At 46.5% G+C, this 24,453-nt stretch carries 24 protein-coding genes; 20 read left to right on the forward strand and 4 right to left on the reverse strand.

Going from position 1 to position 24,453, the window contains the following annotated elements:
- Positions 1-18 precede the first annotated feature (18 nt).
- Positions 19-795: a thiazole synthase gene (locus tag OCV65_RS02975; protein WP_262580891.1), complete on the reverse strand. Its 777-nt coding sequence runs from the start codon at positions 793-795 to the stop codon at positions 19-21.
- Positions 796-853: 58 nt separating this feature from the next.
- A complete protein-coding gene (gene thiS, locus OCV65_RS02980) occupies positions 854-1,051 on the reverse strand; it encodes a sulfur carrier protein ThiS (RefSeq protein WP_118382439.1) in 198 nt (65 codons plus the stop codon).
- Positions 1,052-1,385: 334 nt separating this feature from the next.
- On the opposite strand from thiS, the gene OCV65_RS02985 reads away from it, so the two are divergent.
- Positions 1,386-1,844: a ferritin-like domain-containing protein gene (locus OCV65_RS02985; protein ID WP_118382440.1), complete on the forward strand. Its 459-nt coding sequence runs from the start codon at positions 1,386-1,388 to the stop codon at positions 1,842-1,844.
- A gap of 29 nt (positions 1,845-1,873) precedes the next feature.
- Here the strand turns inward: OCV65_RS02985 and OCV65_RS02990 are convergent, their stop codons facing one another.
- Positions 1,874-2,761, reverse strand: a complete 888-nt coding sequence (locus OCV65_RS02990; protein ID WP_262580892.1) for a LysR family transcriptional regulator — start codon at positions 2,759-2,761, stop codon at positions 1,874-1,876.
- Between the two features lie 148 nt (positions 2,762-2,909).
- On the opposite strand from OCV65_RS02990, the gene OCV65_RS02995 reads away from it, so the two are divergent.
- The 6 genes from OCV65_RS02995 (at position 2,910) to OCV65_RS03020 (ending at position 8,338) form a co-directional block, all read left to right on the forward strand.
- Complete coding sequence (locus OCV65_RS02995) at positions 2,910-3,395, forward strand: DUF2798 domain-containing protein (protein WP_262580893.1); 486 nt, start codon at positions 2,910-2,912, stop codon at positions 3,393-3,395.
- A 155-nt stretch (positions 3,396-3,550) separates the two neighbouring features.
- A complete protein-coding gene (locus OCV65_RS03000) occupies positions 3,551-3,976 on the forward strand; it encodes an Hsp20/alpha crystallin family protein (protein ID WP_262580894.1) in 426 nt (141 codons plus the stop codon).
- A gap of 145 nt (positions 3,977-4,121) precedes the next feature.
- Positions 4,122-5,477 (forward strand): sodium-dependent transporter, encoded by a 1,356-nt coding sequence (locus OCV65_RS03005; protein WP_262580895.1) that lies wholly within the window; start codon positions 4,122-4,124, stop codon positions 5,475-5,477.
- A 26-nt stretch (positions 5,478-5,503) separates the two neighbouring features.
- The gene (locus tag OCV65_RS03010; protein WP_262580896.1) at positions 5,504-6,712 is read left to right on the forward strand and encodes a threonine/serine exporter family protein; all 1,209 of its coding nucleotides are present in this window, start codon (positions 5,504-5,506) and stop codon (positions 6,710-6,712) included.
- A 43-nt stretch (positions 6,713-6,755) separates the two neighbouring features.
- The gene (locus OCV65_RS03015; RefSeq protein ID WP_262580897.1) at positions 6,756-7,781 is read left to right on the forward strand and encodes a threonine aldolase family protein; all 1,026 of its coding nucleotides are present in this window, start codon (positions 6,756-6,758) and stop codon (positions 7,779-7,781) included.
- A gap of 23 nt (positions 7,782-7,804) precedes the next feature.
- Positions 7,805-8,338 carry a DUF3877 family protein gene (locus OCV65_RS03020; RefSeq protein WP_262580898.1) on the forward strand — a complete coding sequence of 178 codons (534 nt, stop codon included), beginning with the start codon at positions 7,805-7,807 and terminating at the stop codon, positions 8,336-8,338.
- Between the two features lie 78 nt (positions 8,339-8,416).
- Here OCV65_RS03020 and OCV65_RS03025 read toward each other — a convergent pair whose 3' ends face one another.
- The gene (locus OCV65_RS03025; RefSeq protein WP_262580899.1) at positions 8,417-8,749 is read right to left on the reverse strand and encodes a hypothetical protein; all 333 of its coding nucleotides are present in this window, start codon (positions 8,747-8,749) and stop codon (positions 8,417-8,419) included.
- Positions 8,750-8,907: 158 nt separating this feature from the next.
- Here OCV65_RS03025 and OCV65_RS03030 point away from each other — a divergent pair, with 158 nt between their 5' ends.
- The 13 genes from OCV65_RS03030 to OCV65_RS03090 all read left to right on the forward strand — a co-directional run bounded on the left by OCV65_RS03030 (position 8,908) and on the right by OCV65_RS03090 (position 24,340).
- A complete protein-coding gene (locus OCV65_RS03030; RefSeq protein WP_118452156.1) occupies positions 8,908-9,582 on the forward strand; it encodes a response regulator transcription factor in 675 nt (224 codons plus the stop codon).
- Entirely contained in the window at positions 9,582-11,054 is a 1,473-nt protein-coding gene (locus OCV65_RS03035) for a sensor histidine kinase (protein WP_262580901.1), read from the forward strand. Before OCV65_RS03030 ends, OCV65_RS03035 begins: the two co-directional genes overlap by 1 nt.
- A gap of 136 nt (positions 11,055-11,190) precedes the next feature.
- Positions 11,191-11,796 (forward strand): imidazole glycerol phosphate synthase subunit HisH, encoded by a 606-nt coding sequence (hisH, locus tag OCV65_RS03040; protein ID WP_262580902.1) that lies wholly within the window; start codon positions 11,191-11,193, stop codon positions 11,794-11,796.
- A 15-nt stretch (positions 11,797-11,811) separates the two neighbouring features.
- A complete protein-coding gene (gene hisF / locus OCV65_RS03045; protein ID WP_118452157.1) occupies positions 11,812-12,573 on the forward strand; it encodes an imidazole glycerol phosphate synthase subunit HisF in 762 nt (253 codons plus the stop codon).
- Positions 12,574-12,595: 22 nt separating this feature from the next.
- A complete protein-coding gene (locus OCV65_RS03050; protein ID WP_262580903.1) occupies positions 12,596-13,264 on the forward strand; it encodes a uracil-DNA glycosylase in 669 nt (222 codons plus the stop codon).
- A 43-nt stretch (positions 13,265-13,307) separates the two neighbouring features.
- On the forward strand, positions 13,308-14,732 hold the full coding sequence (gene lpdA, locus OCV65_RS03055) for a dihydrolipoyl dehydrogenase (protein ID WP_262580904.1): 1,425 nt from the start codon (positions 13,308-13,310) through the stop codon (positions 14,730-14,732).
- Between the two features lie 36 nt (positions 14,733-14,768).
- Positions 14,769-15,458 (forward strand): DUF6652 family protein, encoded by a 690-nt coding sequence (locus OCV65_RS03060; RefSeq protein ID WP_177999721.1) that lies wholly within the window; start codon positions 14,769-14,771, stop codon positions 15,456-15,458.
- A gap of 105 nt (positions 15,459-15,563) precedes the next feature.
- Positions 15,564-16,700: an exonuclease SbcCD subunit D gene (locus OCV65_RS03065; protein ID WP_262580905.1), complete on the forward strand. Its 1,137-nt coding sequence runs from the start codon at positions 15,564-15,566 to the stop codon at positions 16,698-16,700.
- Positions 16,697-19,435, forward strand: coding sequence for an AAA family ATPase (locus OCV65_RS03070; RefSeq protein ID WP_262580907.1), 2,739 nt, complete (start codon positions 16,697-16,699; stop codon positions 19,433-19,435). Before OCV65_RS03065 ends, OCV65_RS03070 begins: the two co-directional genes overlap by 4 nt.
- A 1-nt stretch (position 19,436) precedes the next feature.
- Positions 19,437-20,975 carry a Y-family DNA polymerase gene (locus tag OCV65_RS03075; protein ID WP_262580909.1) on the forward strand — a complete coding sequence of 513 codons (1,539 nt, stop codon included), beginning with the start codon at positions 19,437-19,439 and terminating at the stop codon, positions 20,973-20,975.
- A gap of 55 nt (positions 20,976-21,030) precedes the next feature.
- Positions 21,031-21,234, forward strand: a complete 204-nt coding sequence (locus OCV65_RS03080; RefSeq protein WP_262580910.1) for a hypothetical protein — start codon at positions 21,031-21,033, stop codon at positions 21,232-21,234.
- A 30-nt stretch (positions 21,235-21,264) separates the two neighbouring features.
- On the forward strand, positions 21,265-22,578 hold the full coding sequence (locus OCV65_RS03085) for a Na+/H+ antiporter NhaC family protein (RefSeq protein WP_262580911.1): 1,314 nt from the start codon (positions 21,265-21,267) through the stop codon (positions 22,576-22,578).
- A gap of 127 nt (positions 22,579-22,705) precedes the next feature.
- Entirely contained in the window at positions 22,706-24,340 is a 1,635-nt protein-coding gene (locus OCV65_RS03090) for a class I adenylate-forming enzyme family protein (protein WP_262580912.1), read from the forward strand.
- Positions 24,341-24,453 lie beyond the last annotated feature (113 nt).

A 24,453-nucleotide genomic window follows, 5' to 3' on the forward strand; every position in this document is an offset into this window, starting at 1 on the left:
AATGCTCGCCCTCCTGACTTACTCGTGTAAGAATCCGGTCAGTGGTGAAGAAGCGCTTGCACCACGATCCAGAGTTCTTCCAAGACCTGCGAGATAAGCATTACGTCCGGCAATGATAGCGTCGCGGAATGCAGAAGCCATGAGAGCAACATCTCCTGAGGTTGCAATAGCTGTGTTTGCCATGATAGCTGCTGCACCCATTTCCATTGCTTCACATGCCTGAGACGGACGGCCAAGACCTGCATCTACGATAACCGGAAGATCGATCTCGTTGATCAGGATCTGGATAAATTCCTTGGTGCAGAGACCTTTGTTAGATCCGATCGGAGCGCCGAGAGGCATGATACAGGCAGCACCTGCATTGGCCAGATCTCTTGCAGCATTCAAATCCGGATACATGTAAGGCATAACAGTAAATCCTTCCTTTGCCAGCATCTCGGTAGCTTTGATAGTTTCGTAGTTATCCGGCAGCAGATATCTGGAGTCATGGATAACTTCTACTTTTACAAAATCACCGCAGCCAAGCTCTCTGGAAAGCTTTGCAATGCGAACAGCCTCCTCTGCGGTTCTTGCACCGGAAGTATTTGGCAGCAGGGTAACATTTTCTGGAATGTAATCCAAGATGTTAGCAAGTCCGCCTTCATTTGCACGGCGGATAGCCAGGGTAACGATTTCGGTTCCGGCATTCTCAACGCATGCCTTTACCAGATCCAGCGAAAATTTGCCGGAGCCAAGGATAAAGCGGGAGGTAAATTCGTGACCGCCCAGTGACCATTTGTCAGTTGTCTGATTCATAATAAATAACCTTCTTTCGTGAATAATATTGATGTTGGTTTGCTCATCTGAAGGCAGGTTAGCCACCGCCTACGAATGTTACAATTTCCAATGTGTCGCATTCGGTGAGCATGGTATCTGCAAAATGCGCTTTGGACAGAATCTTGTGATTCAACTCTACAGCAATGCGACCAGCCGAATACTGGTTCGTTTCCAGATATTCAGCAACCGACATTGGATGTGGAAGTTCTACATTCTTTCCGTTCACAGTGATCATAGTGCGCTCCTTTCCTGAGAGAGTTAATTCGTGCGACGTTTCAGAGCCTGTCTCGATTACGCTGTAAATCTGCATGGCTCTGAGACGTTACAAAAAAAGAGTCCACAAAAGAATACACCCGCGGTGGTGCACCCCTTCATGAACTCCTGTTCAATCTCAAAATCAATCGTATGCCGATAAAACATATTCGGTTTTACTAACCAAAAGTATACGGAGTTTTTGGTGGGATGTCAAACATTTTGTCACCAAATCTGGAAAAATACGGTCGCCATGGAATAAGAAGAAAAAATGGAGTCATACTACCATTGTTCATAAAATACAAGGAGGAGTTACCATGATATTATCAGAAAAAGAACGCACTACGATTGAGGATTTACAGACACAGGAGAAAAGTTGTATTGAGAAATACGGAATGTACGCCGGGCAGGCAAAGGATCCTGAGTTGAAGAAGCTGTTTCAGACATTGCAGAGTAAAGAAAGAGAGCATTACGATTCACTCGGAAGAGTCTTGAAAGGCACAGTACCGTCGTGTGACTGCAACGACACGGCAGGGCGTGATTATGAACCGAAAGCGACATATACAGCCATGAGTTCACCGGAAGAAAAAACAAAGGATGCATTTCTTGCAACGGACTGTATTGGAACGGAAAAACTGGTGTCAGGAGAATATAATACTAACGTATTTGCATTTGGAAATACAGAAGTCAGGAAGCTGCTGGCGGACATTCAGGTAGAAGAACAGAATCATGCAGAAATGCTGTATAAGTATAAAATGGTGAATGGGATGAAGTAAAAATGCCGGGCAGCGGAAGTGGATCATGATTAAGTCTGAAAAGTAGACTCGTCACCATGCAGTATCCGGATAAAGTCGCGGAGATAAGGCTTATTCCGGTAAGATTTGTAATATAATCCAAAAGAATATATATCATTATTACAGAGAGTGCGCTTCGTTAGGTGCTGATATGCGGGGAGGCGGATATCTGGAAGAAGCGCTACGCCGTATCCTGCATCAGCCAGAAGGAGCGCATTTTCTGTTGTTTCACAGTAATATAACTGGGACGGTTTCTTGTCTTTTGCATATTCCCATTGCCCGTTGTAGATGGTTGGGGAGATCACGCCCGGATCATACAGAATGATGGCATAATCGTTCAGGTCATCTGCGGTGACCTGATGCTTCTGGTTTAGTGGCAGCGTGTCCCGGAACAGACAGGCAAAGTGTGGACGGCATAACTCTTTATAATGAAGAGAATCTTTGACACCTGGAGCGTGGAATCCCACAGCAACGTCCAAAGCTTCCCTTTTCAGGGCATCTGGAAAATGTGTTTCCGGAAGAATGAGAACCTTTGGGTGGAGCATCGGATAAATGTCTTTCATCTGTTCCAGTGCATTAGAAAGTAATTCCATGTGCAGAGGATTGGCACAGCCAATATGAAAATCGATGATTTTAGACTCGTCCTGGCTGGCAAAACGCTGGACGGAACGTCTGGAAGTATTCACTATAAGCTGGGCATCTGACTGGAAAATACGTCCATTTTCCGTGAGTCGTACCATTCTTGTACTGCGGATAAAAAGTTGGGTACCCAGTTCTGCTTCTAATGTATGGATCTGTCTTGTAATGGCCGGCTGAGAGACATTTAACTGCGTAGCAGCCCTGGCGAAGTTCAGATGTTCAGCCACGGCCAGAAAACATTCTATTTGAAATATCGTCATGATATACCTCCTGAAAATCGAAAATGAATTATTATTAATTCGTTTCTGTTATTAATAATAGCATTTTTTGAATTCTAATACAAAGCATTCTGTTGTAAAATGTTTGATTGTATCTGAAAGACAATAAGAATGACAGGAGGAAAATGATATGCCGATGCATAAGAGAGAAAGTTTGATTTACACGATTATGATGTGTTTTACGATGGTGTTGTGGATGAGTATTTATAATGTAACATTACATATGGGAATTTTGAATGTGGAGACGATAAAGGAAGCGTGGCTTGGATTCCCGATCGCCTATGTCTTTGCGATGCTGTGTGACTGGTTTGTAGTGTCTGGTCCGGCAAAAGGATTTGCATTCCGTTTTCTGGTAAACCCGGACAGCAGTACGATGAAAAAAGTGATTGCAGTATCTTGCTGTATGGTAGTTCCGATGGTAATTATCATGTCGTTTTATGGCGGAATGGAAGCATGCGTGAGATCAGGAGAGTGGAGTGCACTGCCAATCATCTGGCTGACCAATATTCCGAAGAACTTTATTATGGCGTTGCCGTTTCAGCTGATCGTTGCGGGACCGCTTGTGAGAAAAGTATTCCGTACGGCATTTCCAGTAGGAACCATACTTGCGGAGTAATTTATAGAATATTAGGTTTATAGAAAGTTTATAATTAAATTAGCACTCATCTCTTTACAGTGCTAACAAAGTGTGTTATATAATATATATAGCAAATAAAACAAACACACTTGAGGGACGAAGATCCCGATAGCTATAGATGAGGAGGATGCTTTATGGTATTGGCTAACAGAGGTTATAACAGTTTATTTGATAATATGTTTCGTGATCCGTTTTATGGACGCAGTCAGGAGCGCACAGAGACGCAGGTAATGCGGACTGATATTTACGAGAAAGACGGCAACTATCTGATTGAGATGGATCTTCCGGGTTACAGCAAGTCTGATATTCAGGCAGATCTGAAGGACGGTTATCTGACAATCACGGCTCATAATAATGAGACTGATGAGGAGAAGAAAGCCAAAGGTAAATGTATTCATAAGGAGCGTTACACAGGCACTTGCAGCAGACAGTTTTATGTAGGCGAGGATCTGACACAGGAGGATATCAAGGCAGCATTTAATGATGGAGTGCTGAAGCTGATCGTGCCAAAAGAGATCAAGAAAGTCGAAGAAGAGCCGAAGTTTATTACCATTGAGTAATGAAATGCGGAAAGTTCGCACAATGAGTGCTTTATTATAGATGGAGATCGGAGATTCCGGTCTCCATTTTTTATGCCATTTTTTGCGGGAATGTGTTATAATGGGCGGTACGAAAAAGAGAAAGAATTGGAGGAAATGAGAATCAATGAAAAGAGAGAGCTTTAAGAGCCGTCTGGGCTTCCTGTTGGTTAGTGCAGGATGTGCGATCGGTATCGGCAATGTATGGAGATTTCCATATGTGGCAGGACAGAACGGAGGCGGTTTTTTTGTATTATTATATCTGATTTTCCTGGTAAGCATGGGACTTCCGGTATTAACTATGGAGCTTGCGGTAGGACGCGCGAGTCGTAAAAGTGCGGTTATGGGTTACAAGGCGCTTGAGAAGCCTGGCAGCAAATGGCATATTCACGGATGGTTCTGCATCCTTGGGTGTTATGTGTTGATGATGTATTATACAACGGTATGCGGCTGGATGATCAGCTACTTTTTTAAATTTTTGACAGGAGAATTTAAGCCGGGAATGAATGCAGATCAGGTAGGGGCAGTATTCGGAGGACTGCTTGCATCACCGGGACAGATGGGCGCATGGATGGTAGTATCTGTTGTGGCTGGTTTCTTTGTATGTTCTAAGGGACTGCAGGATGGTCTGGAGAAGATCAGTAAGTTCATGATGGTGGCACTGATGGTGCTGATCCTGGTACTGGCAGTACACAGCCTGGTGCTTCCGGGTGCGGGAGAAGGACTGAAGTTCTATCTGGTTCCAAGTGTGGATAAGATTCAGGAAGTCGGCATCCGTAATGTGGTAACCGCCGCGATGAATCAGGCATTCTTTACACTGAGCCTTGGAATTGCGGCAATGGAGATTTTCGGAAGTTATATGTCTAAGGATCACACCCTTCCGGGAGAGGCAGCAAGCATCTGCGGACTGGATACATTTGTAGCACTGATGGCTGGTATGATCATTTTCCCGGCATGTTTTTCATATGGAGTACAGCCGGATGCAGGTCCGTCACTGATTTTTGTGACGCTTCCGAATGTATTTGTAAATATGGCGGGTGGACGCGTATGGGGAGCACTGTTCTTCCTGTTTATGGTATTTGCAAGCTTTTCTACTGTTATTGCAGTATTTGAAAATATTATTTCATTCAGCATGGATATGTTTGGCATAGAACGTAAGAAAGCATCTGTGATCAACTGTGTGATCGTACTTGTTGCCAGTATCCCATGTGTACTTGGGTATAATGTATGGAGCAATCTCCATCTGATCGGAGGAAGAGATGTGCTGGACAGCGAGGACTTTATTGTCAGCAACCTGCTTCTGCCGATTGGTTCCCTCATCTATCTGCTGTTCTGTGTGACTAAGATGGGATGGGGATTTGATAAATATCTGGATGAATGTAATCAGGGAACTGGATTACGTTTTGGTAAATGGCTGAAACCATACTTCCAGTTTATACTTCCGATATTGATCCTGATTATTATCGTTCAGGGATTAATTTGATAAGTAACAGAAAGGTATAAACAAGCATGGATTATGAATTGCTGTTAAATGAGATCATTAATATAGGTAAAGAGATGATCAAGAGCGGTGCGGAGACGAACCGGGTTGAAGATAGTATGTATCGTATGCTGGAGAGCTACGATATTGGGCAGTGTAGCGTGTTCGCGATTCAGAGTAATATTCAGGTAACGATCAGATCGAAAGACGGAACGTTTATTACGCAGGTGCGCAGGGTCCACAGGACAGGATTTAACTATGATCGTCTGGATTATCTGAATAATCTTTCCCGCTATATCTGCAGGAACCAGCCGTCTGTTGCAGAGATTCAGGAGAAGTATGATGGGGTGATGAGCCGTAAGAAACAGCCGGCGTATATTGAGTACCTGGCTTCCCTCATGGGCGGTGTTGGATTTGGCGTGTATTTTGGATGTGATCTGGAAGATACACTTGTGGGAATTGTGGTTACTGTGCTGGTACTGGTGTGGTTTGGACGGCGCCTGAAACGCAAAGAGCATAATCTGGTCGCTTATAATCTGATCGTGTCGTTTGTGGCTACGGCGGGGATATTTGGAGCATATCATCTGGGGTTCGGCAATCATCCTGACCGTACATGCCTGGGGCTCAGCATGGTACTGATCAGTGGACTGTGCGTTGCGAACGGTCTTCGGGATCTGGTAAGCCGTGCATATCTGTCCGGATTTTTGAATATTATTCATGCTTTTGTCGGAGCTGTGGGGATTGCCTGTGGCGCGGAGCTTGCAATGATATTGTTTCGGGGAGAGATGTATGAAATGTGTCTGACTCCCAGTGTGCCGGTACAGCTGATATCCTGTGGCATTGCAAGTATGGGATTTGCATGGTTATTCAAGGCGGCCGATAAACAGGCGTTTTATGTTGGGATTGGTGGCAGCATGACCTGGGGAGCATATCTGATCGCACAGTATTTTCATGGGGATGCATTTATCTGCACGATAGTAGCGGCAGCTGTGGTAGCAGCCTATGCATTTATCATGTCCAGATACCATCGGGCACCGGCTACCATTTTCCTGACGACATCTATCATGCCTGTGGTACCGGGGGCAAGCCTGTTCTATATGATGTATGGGCTTGAGCAGGGAGACTATGTGATGGCAAATCAGCAGGCAATTACTCTTGCAACAACCTGCCTTGCTATAGCATTTGGCTTTCTGCTGGTAGATATTGCCAGTCAATATGTATACAAACAAAAAGAATAATAAAAGCATCAGGAAGAAGGAAAAATCAGAAAGGAGAATACAGATGTTATCATTTGAATGCGATTATAATAAAGGAGCTCATAAGAAGATCCTGGAGCGTCTGCTGGAGACAAACGAGGAGCCGGCAAAGGGATATGGCTTCGATCCATACTGCGCATCAGCGGCAGAGAAGATTCTGAAAGCATGTGAACTTGCCGGTGGTCAGGTGCAGTTTCTGACCGGAGGTACACAGACTAATCAGATCGTAATTGATGCCATGCTTGCAGGTTATGAAGCAGTAGTGGCAGCGGATACGGGGCATGTGAATTTCCATGAAGCGGGAGCAATCGAGTACACAGGACATAAGGTGCTGACAATTCCACATGTGAACGGCAAGCTTGATGCAGGAGATCTGGAACAGTATCTGAAGGATTATTATGCAGATGATAATCATGAACATATGGCGCGTCCGGGTATGGTGTATATTTCACATCCGTCAGAATATGGAACACTGTATTCAAAAGCGGAGCTGGAAGCCCTGTCTTCTGTATGCAAAACGTATGAGATTCCACTCTTCATGGATGGAGCAAGACTCGGATACGGTCTGATGAGTAAGGACACGGATATAACACTTCCGGATATTGCAAAGCTGTGTGATGTGTTTTATATTGGTGGCACAAAGGTGGGTGCACTGTGCGGCGAGGCGGTTGTATTTACCCATGGAAATATGCCGAAGCATTTCCTTACTACGGTAAAACAGCATGGTGCATTGAATGCCAAAGGACGGCTTCTTGGCGTACAGTTCGATACGTTATTTACCGATGATCTGTATTTTGAGATCAGCAAACATGCGATTGATATGGCAGAAAAGCTGAAAAAAGCATTCAGGGAAAAAGGTTATAAGTTTCTGATTGATTCTCCGACGAACCAGATCTTCGTGATCCTGGAAAATGATAAGAAGAAAGAGCTGGAGAAAGAAGCATTGTTTGGATTCTGGGAGAAATACGATGAGACCCATACAGTTGTGCGTATTGCTACAAGCTGGGGAACCACAGAAGAAGAACTGAACGCATTAATTGAGCTTATCTAAGTGTATGGAGGAAGAAATACAGCATGGGATATTCAAAATTAGAGAAGAATCTGATCGACCTGATGAAGGAAGAGCAGGCAAAGCTTGGTTATCGTAAGGAGGCTGTCAGATTGTACTATCCGCTGAGTTCGCTGAATCATCTGTTTGATGCAGAGGACAGCGTGGATGCTATGCAGGAAAGGCTGGCACATTTTCCGGAGGATATGACAGCGAAGCTTGGCATGCTTACAGTTACACACAAAGGCGACAGATTCTGCTTCCACATTCTGGAAGAAGGCAGTGAGTATGTACATGAGCATATGGGAGCCAATGAATTTATCAAAGAACTGGTAGAATTATTGTGGCAGCATGGTACAACAATGGAACAGATCCGCGCACTGTTTGACCGTCATGCGGATGGTGTGAGCTGTGAGAATATCGATAACGGAGAGTTCGATTATCTGATCCGTTTTCCGGAAAACGTTGGTGATCCGTATTATTATTGTTTTAAAGATGAAGGATGCCATATCATTTATCACAGATTTTTGCCGGAAGATTACGCGGATTTCGATTTCTAATAATACAAGACTTATAAACAAGACAGGGCTATGATTAATCAAAAGTGTTTGATTAATCATAGCCCTGAAAACATATATTTATTTTTTTCTTCTGTGGAAGAAACCATGTCTCTTCTTTTCTTTTTCTTCTTTTCCGATAGAAAGAAGTTCGTCGTATGCTTTGCGCATCTCTCGCTCCTGCTTTTCGCGGACTTCCTTTGGTGGAATATTGGCATAACGGAAATGGAATTCTACATCATCATCGTTATCTTCATCCGAACTCACTGGCTCGGTTCTTACCGGTGTGGTCTTCGCGGGTGCTGTGGTATGCTTTTTTGGAAGGCGGAACTTCTTACGGCAGCTGTGACACAGCATGTAATCAGGATTCTTTTTGCTAGGGGTTAATGTATCACCACAAATTGGACACTTCATAATAATCGTCTCCTCTTTTTTGATTCTACGGATATACTACCATAAAATTGTGAAAAAGCGAAGAAAAATTCACAAAAGCATCATAAAACTGTGCTACACTAAACGTAAGATACAGGGCAGAAATCCCCATTATGATACAAAGAGGGCAGGGTGGTTAGATGAGTAATATACAGATATTGGTAGTAGACGATGAGAGCAGAATGCGTAAACTGGTAAAGGATTTCCTTCAGAGAGAAGGCTATTCGGTATTGGAAGCAGGGGATGGAATGGAAGCGATGGACATTTTCTATGAGCAGAAGATCGATCTGGTGATTCTGGATGTGATGATGCCGAGGATGGACGGATGGCAGACATGCCGTGAGATCCGCAGAGACTCCACAGTGCCGATCATCATGCTGACAGCCAGATCTGAGGAGCGTGATGAGCTGCAGGGATTTGAACTTGGTGTGGACGAGTACATTTCCAAGCCGTTCAGTCCGAAGATCCTGGTGGCGCGTGTAGGTGCACTTCTGAAGCGTATATACGGAACAGATGCAGAAGAGAAGATGGAAGCCGGTGGTATTGAGCTTGACAAGGCGGCACATCAGGTACAGGTGGACGGCAAGAGTATCGACCTTAGTTATAAAGAATTTGAACTGCTGACATATTTTCTGGAGAATCAGGGAATCGCACTTTCCAGGGAGAAGATACTCAATAATGTGTGGAATTATGATTATTTCGGAGATGCGCGGACCATTGATACCCATGTGAAGAAGCTGAGAAATAAGCTGGGTGATAAAGGTAATTACATTAAGACCATCTGGGGGATGGGTTACAAATTTGAGGTGGAATAATGAAGCATTCGATTAAGAAACAGATGATCGTAATTTTCATCTCGCTTCTGGCGTTTATGTGTGTAGCGGTTCTGGCATGTAATGTATGGCTGCTGGGACCATATTATATCCACAATAAAGAAGCCAAATTTATCAGCATGTACGAAGCACTTCTGGATGCGGAACAAAATGACGAACTGGATACATCCGATGAGGAGACATACAGTGACCTGGTACGCCTGGCAGAGAAGAATAATCTGTTTTTTCTGGCAGTTAATCTGAAAGATCAGAAGATCATTACCAATGTGCAGCATACCATGGATCTGCAGCAGAATCTGGACGCGTTTATGCTGAACCGGACAGAGAAAAATGACCGGACATTAAAGAAGACAGATGAATACGAACTTACAGAGACCAGAGGAAAGGATGCGGGAACGGAGTATCTGATGATGCGTGGAACGCTCGGCTCCAAGTATATCTTCCTGATTCAGAGCCCGATCGAGAGTATCCAGCAGAGTGTAGCATTGTCTAATAAGTTTCTGATTGTTGTAGAGCTAATCGTGTTGGTCGTGGGAATCCTGATGGTGTGGTTCTTCTCCAAACGTCTGACAGAACCGCTGCGAGAGCTCGCGGGACTTTCAGAGAAAATGGCAGAGCTTGATTTTGATGCCAAATACACCAGTGGTGGTGACAATGAGATTGGTGTGCTGGGTGAGAACTTTAACCGGATGTCAGAGAAGCTGGAACGTTCGATCTCAGATCTGAAGAGTGCCAATAATCAATTGTTGAAAGATATTGAGCAGAAGGACAGACTGGAGCAGATGCGGAATGAATTCCTGGGAAATGTGTCCCATGAACTGAAGACACCGATTGCATTGATCCAAGGATACGCAGAAGGCTTAAAAGAGGGCGTGAATGATGATCCGGAGAGCAGAGAGTTCTACTGTGATGTCATTATGGATGAAGCCTCTAAGATGAATCATATGGTACGTAATCTGCTGGATCTGAATCAGCTGGAATTTGGTGATGAAAAGATTCAGTTTGAACGGTTTGACCTGACCGAGTTAGTGAAGGGTGTTCTGCAAAGCATGGAGCTTTTTGCAGAGCAGAAGCAGGCAAAGGTAAGCTTTCGCCAGACAGAGCCATTGTACGTGTGGGGCGATGAATATAAGATCGAACAGGTTGTGAGAAACTATGTAAGCAATGCATTTAACCATCTTGCGGGAGACATGGTGGTAGAAGTGAAGATTGAAGTGAAAGATGGCATTGCAAGGACGACAGTATTTAATACCGGCAAGCCGATTCCGGAAGAAGACATTTCGCACATCTGGGAGAAATTCTATAAAGTAGACAAAGCTCATACCAGAGAGTATGGCGGTAACGGTATCGGACTGTCTATCGTCAAGGCCATCATGGAGTCACTGCACCGAAAATATGGTGTGGAGAATTATGACAATGGGGTTGCCTTTTGGTTTGAGTTAGAGGTAAAATGATGCCATGGACTGCTGCGGAGCAATCCGTGGCATTTCCTTTTTGCAAAAATGATATGCAAGAAATTATTATGCAGTAAATTATTATGCAGTAAATTGTTATGCTTGAGAGGTAATACAGAAGAAAGGAACCAGATATATGGTCGCAATTATTGATTACGATGCAGGAAATATTAAAAGCGTGGAGAAAGCCATGCAGCTTCTTGGACAGGAAGTGAAGATTACCAGAGACAGAGACGAGATCATGGCAGCGGATCATGTGATCCTGCCGGGAGTCGGAGCATTCGGAGACGCGATGGAGAAGTTACATCAGTACGGACTGGTGGAGGTGATCCATGAGGTGACGAAGAAAGGTACACCATTCCTTGGGATCTGTCTGGGACTTCAGCTTTTATTTGAGCGGAGCGATGAAGCACCGGGCGTGGAAGGTCTCGGAGTTCTGAAGGGAGATATTCTGAAGCTGCCGGATAAGGAAGGCTATAAGATCCCGCATATGGGCTGGAATTCACTGGATTTTCCGCGAGAGGGAAGACTTTTTAAAGGATTAGGCGAACATCCATATGTGTATTTCGTACATTCTTATTATCTGAAGGCGGCAGAGGAAGAGATTGTTACCGCAACGGCGGATTACACGACGACGATTCACGCTTCTGTAGAAAAGGGCAATGTATTTGCCTGTCAGTTCCATCCGGAGAAGAGCAGCGACGTAGGACTTCAGATTTTGAAAAATTTTGTGGAGCTGTAGAAGGAGGAAGATGACATGCATACCAAGAGAATTATTCCCTGCCTGGACGTACATAACGGACGAGTGGTAAAGGGCGTTAATTTTGTAGATTTAAGAGATGCCGGCGATCCGGTAGAGATTGGCAAGGCATATGATAAAGCAGGTGCAGATGAGCTGGTATTTCTGGATATTACAGCTTCGTCTGACGCCAGAGAGACAGTTGTAGATATGGTCCGCAAGGTAGCAGAGACTGTATTTATTCCATTTACGGTAGGCGGAGGCATCCGTACTGTGGATGATTTTCGTGCACTGTTAAGAGAAGGTGCAGATAAGATATCGATTAATTCATCCGCAATCAATACGCCGCGTCTGATATCCGATGCTGCGGACAAATTTGGCAGCCAGTGTGTGGTCGTTGCAATCGATGCCAAGCGCAGAGCCGATGGAAGCGGCTGGAATATATATAAAAATGGCGGTCGTATCGATGTGGGTATCGATGCGGTTGAGTGGGCAAAGAAAGTAGAACAGCTGGGAGCGGGAGAGATTCTTCTGACCAGCATGGACTGCGATGGAACAAAGGCCGGATATGATCTGGAACTTACCAGAATCATAGCAGAAGAAGTATCAATTCCGGTGATCGCATCAGGAGGTGCCGGTACGCTTGAGCATTTCGAAGAGGTACTGACAGATGGCAAGGCAGATGCGGCACTGGCAGCATCATTGTTCCACTACAAAGAACTGGAAATTCGGGAAGTAAAAGAATATTTGCGTGAGAAAGGCGTATCGGTACGCCTGTAAAAGCACAGAGGAGAGGAAATGTATGGCAGCGATTAATAATGACTGGCTGGATGCCCTGAAGGGAGAATTCAGCAAGCCATATTACCGGGAATTATTTAAAAAGGTAAATGAAGAATACAGCAGATATCAGATATTTCCGCCGGCAGATGACATTTTCAATGCATTTCATCTAACGCCGTTATCGAAGGTGAAGGTGGTAATCCTGGGACAGGATCCATATCACAATGTGGGACAGGCACATGGACTCTGCTTTTCAGTAAAGAAAGGTGTAGATATTCCGCCATCACTGGTCAATATTTATAAAGAGCTGCATGATGATCTCGGATGTACGATTCCGAATCACGGGTGTCTGACAAAATGGGCAGAACAGGGTGTGCTGATGTTGAATACAGTATTGACGGTTCGTGCGCATCAGGCAAATTCACACCGCGGAATCGGATGGGAAGAATTCACCGATGCGGCGATCATGGCACTGAACAGTCAGGACAGGCCGATCGTTTTTATCCTGTGGGGTGGCCCGGCGCAGCGGAAGGCTTCGATGTTACACAATCCGAATCATCTGATCCTGAAAGCACCACATCCAAGTCCGCTGTCAGCATATCGGGGATTCTTTGGAAGTAAGCCGTTCAGCCAGACCAATGCATTCTTGGAAGCGCATGGTCTGGAACCGATCGACTGGCAGATCGATTAAAAGAGTGAATGTGAAGTATGGACTGAGAGCCAGGAGGTAATGTATGAATAACAAATTTGATCTGCTTATCATAGGGGCAGGACCGGGCGGCTATGTGGCTGCGAAAAAGGCCGCAAAGCTTGGTATGTCGGTGGTGATCATCGAGAAAGGACCAATCGGCGGTACCTGTATTAACCGCGGATGTATTCCGATGAAGGCACTGCTTCGTGCATCGACATTGTACCGGGAGATATTGGGATGCGGCAAATACGGATTATATGCAGATGATGCAGGGTATGACCTGCAGGATATGATCGAATATAAGAACCAGGCGACGCGTGAGATGCGGGAGAATCTGGAAGAAGAGTTCAAAGAACTTGGTATCCAGTCAGTACAGGGGACTGCGACAGTTATGTCAGGAAAGCAGGTGCGTGTCACATTTGAAGACGGAAGCAGCAGCTTTTATTTTGGCAATAAGATACTGATCGCAACAGGTTCTAAGGAAAGAAGACTGGACATACCGGGAGCGGATCTGCCGGGAGTTATGACCAGTGAAGCACTGATGACATCCGGAGGTAATAAATATCATAGCCTGATCGTGCTTGGCGGTGGTGTGACCGGTCTGGAGACAGCAACCGTATTCCGTAATCTGGGAGCGAAAGTTACGATCATTGAAGTATCGGATCATCTGATTCCGCGTATCGACAGCGAATTTTCCGACGAACTGGAACGTCTGATGCGGGCACATGGCGTGGAAATATATAAAGGAAGTATGTCGGAGCGGATTACCCGCGACGAAGAAGGAGTATGCTGTGAATTTGTCTGCGCGGAGGGTACGAAGCGTGTACATGCGGAGGCATTGCTGATGTCGGTGGGACGTATTCCGAATACCGATGGATTATTTGCACCGGAGGTGCCGATCAAGATGGATCATGGCAAGATTCTGGTGGATGAATTCTTCCGCACCAGCGTGCCGGGAATCTATGCCGTCGGAGATGTGACCGGCGGTATCCAGCTGGCACATGTGGCATCAGCGCAGGGCACTTATGTGGTGGAGAAAATGAACGATCTGACACCGTCCGTTATCGTATCCATGGTGCCGAGCTGTCTGTTTACACCGATTTCTATCGTGCCAAGCTGTCTGTATACCGAGCCGGAGATTGCATCCGTGGGACTGACTGAGACCCAGGCAAGAGAAAAAGGCGTGCAGATCCGGGTCGGACGTTATGATATGAAAGGCAATGGACAGCAGATCATTTCCAGAGAGACCGGAGGATTCATCAAAGTAATCTTCGCGGCGAACAGTGATGTGTTACTGGGAGCGCAGATCATGTGCGCCAGAGCGACAGATATGATCGGAGAGCTTGCGACGGCACTGGCAAATGGCTTGACTTCCACACAGCTCATGTATGCGATGCGTGCACATCCGACATTTAATGAAGCGATTTCCTGTGCGGTGGAGAACAGCAGAGATAATATAAAGGAATAATTATTACAAAAGGTGACGATAAAGGAGTGGATCGGAATGGACAAAGCGGCAAAACGGTTAGCGGTTATCTATGTCATATTGTTATCTCTTTGTGCACCGCTTATGGCGGTTCATTTTGAACTGTTTACATGGTTTATGGGTGTGGTGGATATGTCGTACTGGACACAGACGGTACTGTGGTTCCTGCCGATGCTTGTGTATGGCGGAATCCTGGTAATACTTGGCATCTGGAACATGGTCAAGTCATTCCAGATATACAAAAGGCAGGACATGCTTGGCTGTATCAACGGAATGCTGATCCATAAGTATGGTCTGGTCATCTTTTTCTGTGTGAACTTTATCGTACTTTTTCTGGTATATTTCATGCTCACATTTGGACTAGTCATGGGAACGAGGGGACTGGCACTTCTTGTTGCACCGGTCTGGCTTCCGTTTGTACTGGTGATGATCGGGTGGAGTGTTATTATGAGCTGGCTTGCGATCCTGCCTGGAAGTATGTACAGTATACAGGTGATCCGGGGGAGCGTCCGCGCCGGTAAGATCAGCGGAGGTGCAGCTGTGCTTCATGGGATTTTGCAGTTTCTGTTCCTGGCGGATGTGCTGGATGCGATGTATCTGGCAGCAGGCAAATGGGGACGTGGAAAGAAAAGTTCCGTGCTGGTGGCATTGGTGTATATAGCGGCAGTGGTTGGAATAGTGTGGATTGTATATAAATTGAAAAACTGAGATACAAATGATTGAAATAAACAATAAACAGGTAAGAATGGGCAGCCTTGTTGTGGGCTGCTCGTTTTGCTATAATAACATCATATAAAAAGGAGGCACAGTCTTATGAAGATCATACATTTGTCGGACCTTCACCTGGGGAAGCGGGTGCATGAGTTTTCGATGCTGGATGACCAGCGCTATATATTGAAGCAGATTCTGGAACACGTTGCAGAAGAACATCCGGATGCGGTGATCTTAGCGGGCGATATTTATGACAAGCCTGTACCTCCGGCGGAAGCAGTACAGTTATTTGACCAGTTTTTATGCGGGCTTGCGGAGCAGGGCGTGGAAGTTATGATCATCAGTGGCAATCACGATTCGGCAGAGCGTATTGCATTTGGCGGGAAACTGATGGAGCACAGCGGTGTGCATGTGTCTCCGGTCTATGACGGGGATGTGAAGCCAGTGGAATTAGAAGATGAATATGGTATCGTACAGTTCTTTTTATTGCCGTTTATCAAGCCGATTCATGTGAGGCGCTGTTATGCAGAGGATGAGATAGAGAGTTATACAGATGCCATGCGTACAGCTATTTCCCATATGGAGAGAAATGCGGATGCCAGACAGGTGCTGGTGACGCATCAGTTTGTGACAGGCGCGGAGCGCTCGGATTCGGAAGAAATCTCTGTGGGCGGCACCGACAATGTGGATGTAACTGTATTTGACGGGTTCGACTATGTGGCACTGGGGCATATCCACAGACCGCAGCGGATCATGAGAGACACGGTGCGGTATTGTGGGACTCCGTTAAAGTATTCCTTTTCAGAAGCCGGTCATGAGAAGTCTCTTACCGTTGTGGAACTGGCAGAAAAAGGAAATGTGTCGATTCAGCACATTCCTTTGACACCAAAGCATGATATGCGGGAGATCCGAGGCGCGTATATGGAGCTGACAGACCGGGCGTATTACCGGGATATGGACAGGGAAGACTATCTGCATATTACATTGACGGATGAGGAAGATATACCAGATGCAGTCAGAAAACTGCAGGTGATCTATCCGAATCTGATGAAGTTAGACTACGATAATGCGAGAACGCGCGGGAATCAGGTGTTACAGGAGATTGAGGCTATCGAAAAGAAATCTCCGATGGAACTATTTGCGGAATTTTATGAGACACAGAATAATCAGCCGATGGATGAAGAACAGTTCAGGCTGATGCAGGAGATTATGGAACAGGTGTGGGAGGATAAAGCATGAGACCAGTTTATATCCGCATGTCGGCATTTGGACCGTATGCGGGCATACAGGAACTGAATATGGAAGAACTGGGAGCAGGCGGACTTTATCTGATCACAGGAGATACGGGAGCCGGCAAGACGACGATCTTTGATGCCATTACATTTGCGTTATATGGAGAAGCCAGCGGTGACAGCAGAGAAGCGGGGATGCTCCGTTCCAAATATGCAGATCCGTCCGTGCCTACAGAAGTGGAACTTACATTTATCTATGGTGGCAAGACATATAGCGTATGCAGAAATCCGGAGTACGAGCGTCCGGCAAAACGCGGTACAGGCATGACGATGCAGAAAGCGGAGGCAGAGCTTGTTTATCCGGACGGCAGAGTGGTCACGAAGCCGAAAGATGTGACGGCAGCAGTGACAGAGATCATGGGTGTCAACAGAGAACAGTTCTGTCAGATCGCGATGATCGCACAGGGGAAGTTCAGGGATCTGATCGAGAAGGGAACGACAGAGCGGCAGAAGATATTTCGTGAGATATTCCGGACGGCACCGTATCAGCAGGTTCAGGATATCCTGAAAAGAAAATACCGCGCGCTGGAACGTGAATGTGAGACATTGCGGGAGAGTGTGAAGCAGTATATTCAGGGGATTCTCTGGAATAAAGATGCATCTGAAGAGACACCGGTGGAAGAAGTGATGGAACTTCTGACAGAACAGAATAAGGCAGATCAGGAGATGCAGGCAGGACTGTTTGAAGAAGTACAACAGAAAGAACAGGTGCTGCAGAAGATCCGGTCCGAGTTAGAACAGGATCGGGAGCGGAAGAAGAGGCAGAAGCTGTATCTGGAATTGCAGGACAGACGGAAAGCGCAGCGGGAGCAGATTGCAGAATTACAGCAGAGATATTGGGAAGAACAGGGAAAAGAGCCGGAGCGCAGACGTCTTGCAGATGAGATCAGCAGACTGGAAAGCCTGATGCCGCAGTATCTTCATTTAGAAGAATTAAAGAAGAATGAGAGGGCAGATCAGGACGAGCAAGAGAAACTGTCGGGAAAGCAGCGTCAGTATGAGGCAAAGCAGGAAGAGCTGAAAGGTAAGATCCAGGAAGGCAGAGAAGCTGGTGAATCACTTGCGGATGCGCCGGAGAAGTATCAGAAGCTTCTATATGAATCGGAGAAGCATCAGCAATATATGGAACGGCTGCAGAATCTGGCGCAGGATATACAGCAGTATGAGAAGCAGAGACAGAGTCTTGCGTTAAAGCAGCAGGAATATCGGACAGTGCGGGACAGAGTACAGAAAAAAGAATCAGAGTACCGCGTTAAGAATCAGGCGTTCTTAGATGAACAGGCAGGAATACTTGCTCAGACCTTAGCAGAAGATCAGCCATGCCCAGTGTGCGGTTCCATGCATCATCCGGCACCGGCAGAGCAGAATCCGGGTGCACCGTCCAAGGAAGAGCTGGAAAGGTTACAGCAGGAACTGGAACAGTGCAGAGCGGAGGAAGCGGAAGCCAGCAGAACAGCAGGGGAACTGCTTGGAAATGTGAGAAGCAGGGAAGAAAGTATCCGCAAGGAAGCGGAAGAATTGGAACTTGCAGGAAGTCTGGAAGATATGACGTATCAGCTTGCAAATCAGGAAAAGCAGGGAGAGGAAGCGGGAACGAGGTTACAGCAGGAGCTGAAGCTTGCATCAGAGAAGGTAAAGCAGAAGGATATGTGGAACCGACTGCTCCCGGAGCAGGAAAAAGCGTTGGAGAAAGTAACAGAAGAACTGCAGCAGATCAGGGAGCGGCAGGTCGCACTTGAAAGTAAGCAGAAAGCAGCGGTGGAGGAAATTCAGAGGCTGACGGAAGTACTGCCTTATCCTGGTCAGAGAGAAGCGCAGGAGAAGCAGACGGAACTTGTGCAGAAGCAGAATGTGATAAAGCGCCAATTAGAACAGGCGGAAAAAGCAGTTCAGACAGCAGAAGTGGAAATTGCCGGAACGGAGGGACGTTTGGCAGAACTGAAACAGCAGCTGGAAGAAGCGGTGGAAGCGGATACGGAAGCGTTACAGCAGAAGCAGATGGAGATAGAAGCAGAAAAAGCGGTATGCGAAGAACGCGGGAAAGAACTGCATCACAGAATACAAAATAATCAGTCCGTATTAAAGAATCTGCAGAATCGAAGCAAAGAACTGGTGGAGAAGGAAAAGCAATATGCGATGGTTCGTTCGCTGGCAGTGACCGCTATGGGTAATATTCCGGGTAAGGAAAAGATCATGCTGGAGACTTATGTGCAGATGACGTATTTTGACCGCATCATTGCCAGAGCCAATACCAGATTGATGGTCATGACCGGAGGACAGTATGAGATGAAGCGGCGCAGAGGCAGCAGTAATCTCCGAAGCCAGAGCGGACTGGAACTGGATGTGATCGATCATTATAATGGAAGTGAGAGAAGTATCCGCACACTTTCCGGTGGTGAGTCTTTCCAGGCATCCCTGTCGCTGGCACTTGGACTTGCCGATGAGATCCAGGCATCTGCAGGTGGTATCCGGCTGGATACGATGTTTGTGGATGAAGGATTCGGATCATTGGATTCGGAGTCGTTGGAACAGGCAGTTCAGGCATTGGCAGGACTTGCAGAGAGTAAACGTCTGGTGGGAATTATTTCCCATGTAGATGAGCTGAAGAATCGGATCGACCGCCAGATCGTGGTGAAGAAAGAGCGAAGCGGCGGAAGTACTGCCGAGATCCGAGGTGTGTAGGATGGCAGATCATAGAGAAGAAAAGCATACGTATATCGCAATTGATCTGAAGTCCTTTTATGCATCGGTGGAATGTCTGGAGCGCGGTCTGGATCCATTGCACACAAACCTAGTGGTAGCTGATAAGAGCCGTACGGAAAAGACGATCTGCCTTGCGGTGTCACCATCTATGAAGGCTTATGGGATTCCGGGAAGACCGAGACTCTTTCAGGTGGTACAGCAGATGCAGAAGGTCAATGCCGGCAGACAGCGGAAAGCACCGGGCGGCACATTGGAAGGAAGTTCGGTCAATTCGATAGAGTTAGAATATCGTCCGCAGATGAAGGCAGATTACGTGACAGCGCCGCCTCAGATGGCAAAGTATCTGGAGTACAGCGGACGCATTTACGATATTTATCTCAAATACGTGGCACCGGAAGATATGCATGTGTACTCGATTGACGAGGTGTTTATGGATGTGACGCATTATCTGAACACGTATCAGATGAGCGCGGAGGAGCTTGCGGGAAAGATCATCCGGGATGTGCTGGAGATGACGGGCATCACGTCGACGGCGGGGATCGGCACGAATCTGTATCTCAGCAAGATTGCCATGGATATTGTGGCGAAGCATATTCCGCCGGACAGACACGGCGTGCGGATTGCGAGTCTGGATGAAAGAAAATATCGAAGACTGCTGTGGATGCATCAGCCATTGACAGACTTTTGGAGAGTCGGCCATGGATATGCAAAAAAGCTTGCGGAGCAGGGCATTTACACGATGGGAGATATTGCCCGGTGTTCGATTGGCGAGCTGGGTGAGTATTATAATGAAGAACTGTTGTACCGGATGTTTGGGGTAAATGCGGAACTTCTGATCGATCACGCCTGGGGATATGAGCCATGTACAATGGAGGATATCAAGTCGTACAAGCCGGAGACGAACAGCATGGGCTCCGGACAAGTGCTGCATTGTCCGTATGATGCGAAGAAAGCCAGACTAATCGTGCAGGAGATGACAGATCTTTTAGCACTTGACCTTGCAGCGCATGGACTGGCGGCGGATCAGATGGTGCTGACTGTTGGTTATGACAGGAGCTGTCTGGAGGATTCGAAGATCCGCAGTAAATATCATGGTGAAGTGACGACAGACCGCTATGGAAGAAGCGTTCCGAAACATGCACATGGCACGACGAATCTCCCGGAGCATACGGCATCATCCAGAGAGATTATCCGGGCGGTAATGGAGCTGTATGACCGGATTGTGAATCCGGATCTCCTGGTGCGCCGGGTAAATGTGACTGCAAATCATGTGATAGAAGAAAAGCAGGCGCAGAAGAAAGAGCGCTATGAGCAGCTGAATCTGTTTACCGATTATGGAAAAAAGGAACTGGAAGAGAAAGAGGCGGCAGAAGTGAAGGAACGTGAGAAGCATCTGCAGCAGGCACTTCTGGAGATTAAGAAGCGTTATGGGAAAAATGCGGTGCTCAAGGGCATGAATCTGGAAGAAGGTGCGACCACAATCGAGAGGAACAGCCAGATCGGCGGCCACAAGGCGTAAGAACAAAGCTGGTCATAAAGTGTATGATAAGGTATAAGAGAGAGGCGGAAAAAGTATGAAAGAGATTGATTTCAGCAAATACGAAGATATGCTGGATATGCCGCATCCGGTGTCGAAGAATCATCCACAGATGGCAAGACGCGACCGGGCGGCACAATTTGCTCCATTTGCGGCACTGACCGGACACCAGGAAGTGATCCGGCAGATGGAGAAAGATCATGTCAGTGAAGACATGGAACGGGAAACATTTTACGAGTAATAATTTCAGGAAGAATGAGAGGGTAAGACAATGAAAAAGAGTAATCCGAAGGCACTGTTGCCAATTGGTGTATTCCTGGTCCTGTATCTGGGACTTGGAATTGTGTTTGAATATGTGATGAAGATTCCGATGGGATTCTATAATATTCCTATCGTGCTGGCATTTATGGTGGCGATTCTTACGGCCTGCCTGCAGAACCGTAAAGTGTCATTTGATGACAAGCTGGGGATTATGGCACAGGGAATTGCTGATAAAAATATTATTACCATGCTGCTGATCTTTCTTGTGGCGGGAAGCTTTGTGGGCGTTGTAGGACGCAGCAGTGCGGAAAGCGTAGCGTATTTTATGCTGTCACTGATTCCAGCCAAATTTGCAGTGGCGGTACTTTTTGTGGTGGCATGTTTTGTGTCAACTGCCATGGGAACATCGGTAGGAACGATCACACTGATCGCGCCGATCGCGGCGGCGGTATCGGATGCATCCGGTTTTGACCTGGCACTTTGTGTCGGTTCTGTTATGGGAGGAGCAATGTTCGGAGATAATCTTTCTTTTATATCGGACACGACGATTGCAGCCTGCAATGGGCAGGGATGTCCAATGAAGGATAAATTCCGTGAGAATTTCTGGATCGCATTTCCGGCAGCGCTGGTAACATTGGTATTGATCCTGATCCTGTCACTTCGCACAACCCTGAATGGTGCGGTGGCACATGAATACCATCTGCTTCAGATTATTCCATATGTACTTGTTCTGGCAGGAGGTATTATCGGCATCAATGTATTTGTTGTGCTTCTGGCAGGCATCTTTTCGGGAATTATTATCATGCTTGCAACCGGACAGACAACGGTAGTGGATATGATCGGAAATATGGGCTCTGGAATCTCGGGCATGTTTGAGACTTGTATGGTAGCCATTCTGGTAGCGGCTCTCTGCGCCATGATCCGGGAATACGGTGGTTTCGAAGCACTGCTTTCGGCAATTCGTAAGGTGTTCCGGGGACGTAAAGGAGGACAGCTTGGCATGGGACTTCTGGTAGCAGCAATGGATATTGCAACGGCCAATAATACCGTAGCCATTGTAATGGCGAATCCAATTGCGGCAGAAATGTCAGAAGAATATGGAATTACGCACAGCAAAGCGGCATCCCTGTTGGATACATTCTCTTGTATTTCCCAGGGGGTAATTCCTTACGGTGCGCAGATGCTGGTGGCGCTTTCGGCAGTGCATGAGATGGGACATGAATTGTCTGCGTTTGATGTGATCCCGAAGCTTTTCTATCCGGGAATGCTGTTGATCAGTTCATTAGTATTCATCTTTGCATTCCCTGAGAAAAAGAATCAATAGACTTGTATGTTCATTGAGATAGCGGTTCGAAAGAGCCGCTGTCTTTTTGAATACTTTGATTGACTTTTATCGGTAGATATGTTAAAGTGTACTTTAGTGAATAAAAGCGTTAAAGGGGTAAAGCAAGATGCCGATTACAAAACTGTTAGAAGAAAATGCGAAAAAGTACGGAGATGACATTGCTCTGGTGGAGATTAACCCGCAACAGCCGGAAGACCGCCGGATCACATGGAAAGAGTATGAGCTGATTGAACCGACTCCATTTGTACATTATCGCAGAGAGATCACATGGAGTGTGTTTGATGAGAAAGCGAACCGTTTTGCGAATCTGCTCCTGAGCAGAGGCGTGAAGCGCGGTGATAAAGTTGCAATATTGCTGATGAACTGTCTGGAGTGGCTGCCAATTTATTTTGGTATTCTGAAGGCCGGAGCGCTTGCTGTTCCATTGAATTTCCGTTATTCGGCAGATGAAATTGAATACTGTGTCAATAAATCGGACACAGATGTACTGGTATTTGGGCCGGAATTTATCGGGCGTGTGGAAGAGATTGCAGATTCCGTTTCTAAAAATCGTCTGCTGTTCTTCGTAGGAGACGGATGTCCGTCATTTGCAGAGAGTTATGCCCATCAGACAGCGAACTGTTCTGGTATGGCACCGAATGTAGAGATTAGTGACCAGGATGATGCGGCAATTTATTTTTCGTCAGGAACAACAGGATTTCCGAAGGCGATCCTGCATAATCACGAGAGCCTGATGCATGCGGCTAAGGTAGAACAGAAGCATCACGGACAGACCAAAGATGATGTGTTCCTGTGTATTCCGCCGTTATATCACACCGGTGCGAAGATGCACTGGTTCGGAAGCCTGCTGACTGGTGGCAAGGCAGTGATCCTGAAGGGAACCAAGCCGAAATATATATTAGATGCATTGTCGAATGAGCAGTGTACGATCGTGTGGCTGCTGGTACCGTGGGCACAGGATATTCTGGATGCGCTGGACCGCGGAGATCTGAAGTTGTCTGATTACAAATTGGATCAGGTACGTCTGATGCACATTGGGGCACAGCCGGTGCCGCCGAGTCTGATCAAGCGCTGGAAAGAATACTTCCCGCAGCATCAGTACGATACCAACTATGGACTCAGCGAATCTATTGGGCCAGGTGCTGTACATCTTGGCGTGGAGAATATTGATAAGATCGGAGCTATCGGTAAAGCCGGATACGGCTGGGAGACCCGTGTGGTGGATGAGAATGGTAAAGACGTAAAACAGGGCGAGGTCGGTGAACTTCTGTTAAGAGGTCCTGGCGTTATGACCTGTTACTATAAAGATGAGAAGGCAACTGCGGATACCTTAAAAGACGGCTGGCTGTACACCGGAGATATGGCAAAAGAAGACGAAGATGGATTCCTCTTCCTTGTAGACCGTAAGAAGGATGTCATCATCAGTGGTGGTGAGAACCTGTATCCGGTACAGATTGAAGACTTTTTGCGCGGCTGCGATGCCATTAAGGATGTGGCTGTTATCGGACTGCCGGATAAGCGTCTGGGAGAGATCGCAACAGCTGTTGTAGAAGTGAAAGAAGGATATGTATGTACCCAGGAAGATCTGGAAGAATACTGCAGGAAGCTTCCTCGTTACAAACGTCCGCACAAATATATTTTTGCAGAAGTACCGCGAAATGCGACAGGCAAGATTGAAAAGCCGAAGCTTCGGGAGATGTACTGTGGTGAGCGTCTGGTGGAGATGCAGAACAAAGGTTAAGATTCATAAAGGGCAGGATGAGACTGCTGTGAACAGAAATGTTTGCAGCAGTCTTTTCTTGTATTGAAAAAAATGCTTTACTTTAGTCTGCTACCATGCTACAATGCTACTAA

Source organism: Dorea ammoniilytica, from assembly GCF_025567415.1.
Lineage (GTDB): Bacteria > Bacillota > Clostridia > Lachnospirales > Lachnospiraceae > Claveliimonas > Claveliimonas ammoniilytica.

What these genes read in the sequence shown, in the direction of transcription:
- OCV65_RS02975 (WP_262580891.1), bottom strand. Translation starts at nt 795, where the DNA reads ATGAATCAGACAACTGACAAATGGTCACTGGGCGGTCACGAATTTACC.
- thiS (WP_118382439.1), bottom strand. Translation starts at nt 1,051, where the DNA reads ATGATCACTGTGAACGGAAAGAATGTAGAACTTCCACATCCAATGTCG.
- OCV65_RS02985 (WP_118382440.1), top strand. Translation starts at nt 1,386, where the DNA reads ATGATATTATCAGAAAAAGAACGCACTACGATTGAGGATTTACAGACA.
- OCV65_RS02990 (WP_262580892.1), bottom strand. Translation starts at nt 2,761, where the DNA reads ATGACGATATTTCAAATAGAATGTTTTCTGGCCGTGGCTGAACATCTG.
- OCV65_RS02995 (WP_262580893.1), top strand. Translation starts at nt 2,910, where the DNA reads ATGCCGATGCATAAGAGAGAAAGTTTGATTTACACGATTATGATGTGT.
- OCV65_RS03000 (WP_262580894.1), top strand. Translation starts at nt 3,551, where the DNA reads ATGGTATTGGCTAACAGAGGTTATAACAGTTTATTTGATAATATGTTT.
- OCV65_RS03005 (WP_262580895.1), top strand. Translation starts at nt 4,122, where the DNA reads ATGAAAAGAGAGAGCTTTAAGAGCCGTCTGGGCTTCCTGTTGGTTAGT.
- OCV65_RS03010 (WP_262580896.1), top strand. Translation starts at nt 5,504, where the DNA reads ATGGATTATGAATTGCTGTTAAATGAGATCATTAATATAGGTAAAGAG.
- OCV65_RS03015 (WP_262580897.1), top strand. Translation starts at nt 6,756, where the DNA reads ATGTTATCATTTGAATGCGATTATAATAAAGGAGCTCATAAGAAGATC.
- OCV65_RS03020 (WP_262580898.1), top strand. Translation starts at nt 7,805, where the DNA reads ATGGGATATTCAAAATTAGAGAAGAATCTGATCGACCTGATGAAGGAA.
- OCV65_RS03025 (WP_262580899.1), bottom strand. Translation starts at nt 8,749, where the DNA reads ATGAAGTGTCCAATTTGTGGTGATACATTAACCCCTAGCAAAAAGAAT.
- OCV65_RS03030 (WP_118452156.1), top strand. Translation starts at nt 8,908, where the DNA reads ATGAGTAATATACAGATATTGGTAGTAGACGATGAGAGCAGAATGCGT.
- OCV65_RS03035 (WP_262580901.1), top strand. Translation starts at nt 9,582, where the DNA reads ATGAAGCATTCGATTAAGAAACAGATGATCGTAATTTTCATCTCGCTT.
- hisH (WP_262580902.1), top strand. Translation starts at nt 11,191, where the DNA reads ATGGTCGCAATTATTGATTACGATGCAGGAAATATTAAAAGCGTGGAG.
- hisF (WP_118452157.1), top strand. Translation starts at nt 11,812, where the DNA reads ATGCATACCAAGAGAATTATTCCCTGCCTGGACGTACATAACGGACGA.
- OCV65_RS03050 (WP_262580903.1), top strand. Translation starts at nt 12,596, where the DNA reads ATGGCAGCGATTAATAATGACTGGCTGGATGCCCTGAAGGGAGAATTC.
- lpdA (WP_262580904.1), top strand. Translation starts at nt 13,308, where the DNA reads ATGAATAACAAATTTGATCTGCTTATCATAGGGGCAGGACCGGGCGGC.
- OCV65_RS03060 (WP_177999721.1), top strand. Translation starts at nt 14,769, where the DNA reads ATGGACAAAGCGGCAAAACGGTTAGCGGTTATCTATGTCATATTGTTA.
- OCV65_RS03065 (WP_262580905.1), top strand. Translation starts at nt 15,564, where the DNA reads ATGAAGATCATACATTTGTCGGACCTTCACCTGGGGAAGCGGGTGCAT.
- OCV65_RS03070 (WP_262580907.1), top strand. Translation starts at nt 16,697, where the DNA reads ATGAGACCAGTTTATATCCGCATGTCGGCATTTGGACCGTATGCGGGC.
- OCV65_RS03075 (WP_262580909.1), top strand. Translation starts at nt 19,437, where the DNA reads ATGGCAGATCATAGAGAAGAAAAGCATACGTATATCGCAATTGATCTG.
- OCV65_RS03080 (WP_262580910.1), top strand. Translation starts at nt 21,031, where the DNA reads ATGAAAGAGATTGATTTCAGCAAATACGAAGATATGCTGGATATGCCG.
- OCV65_RS03085 (WP_262580911.1), top strand. Translation starts at nt 21,265, where the DNA reads ATGAAAAAGAGTAATCCGAAGGCACTGTTGCCAATTGGTGTATTCCTG.
- OCV65_RS03090 (WP_262580912.1), top strand. Translation starts at nt 22,706, where the DNA reads ATGCCGATTACAAAACTGTTAGAAGAAAATGCGAAAAAGTACGGAGAT.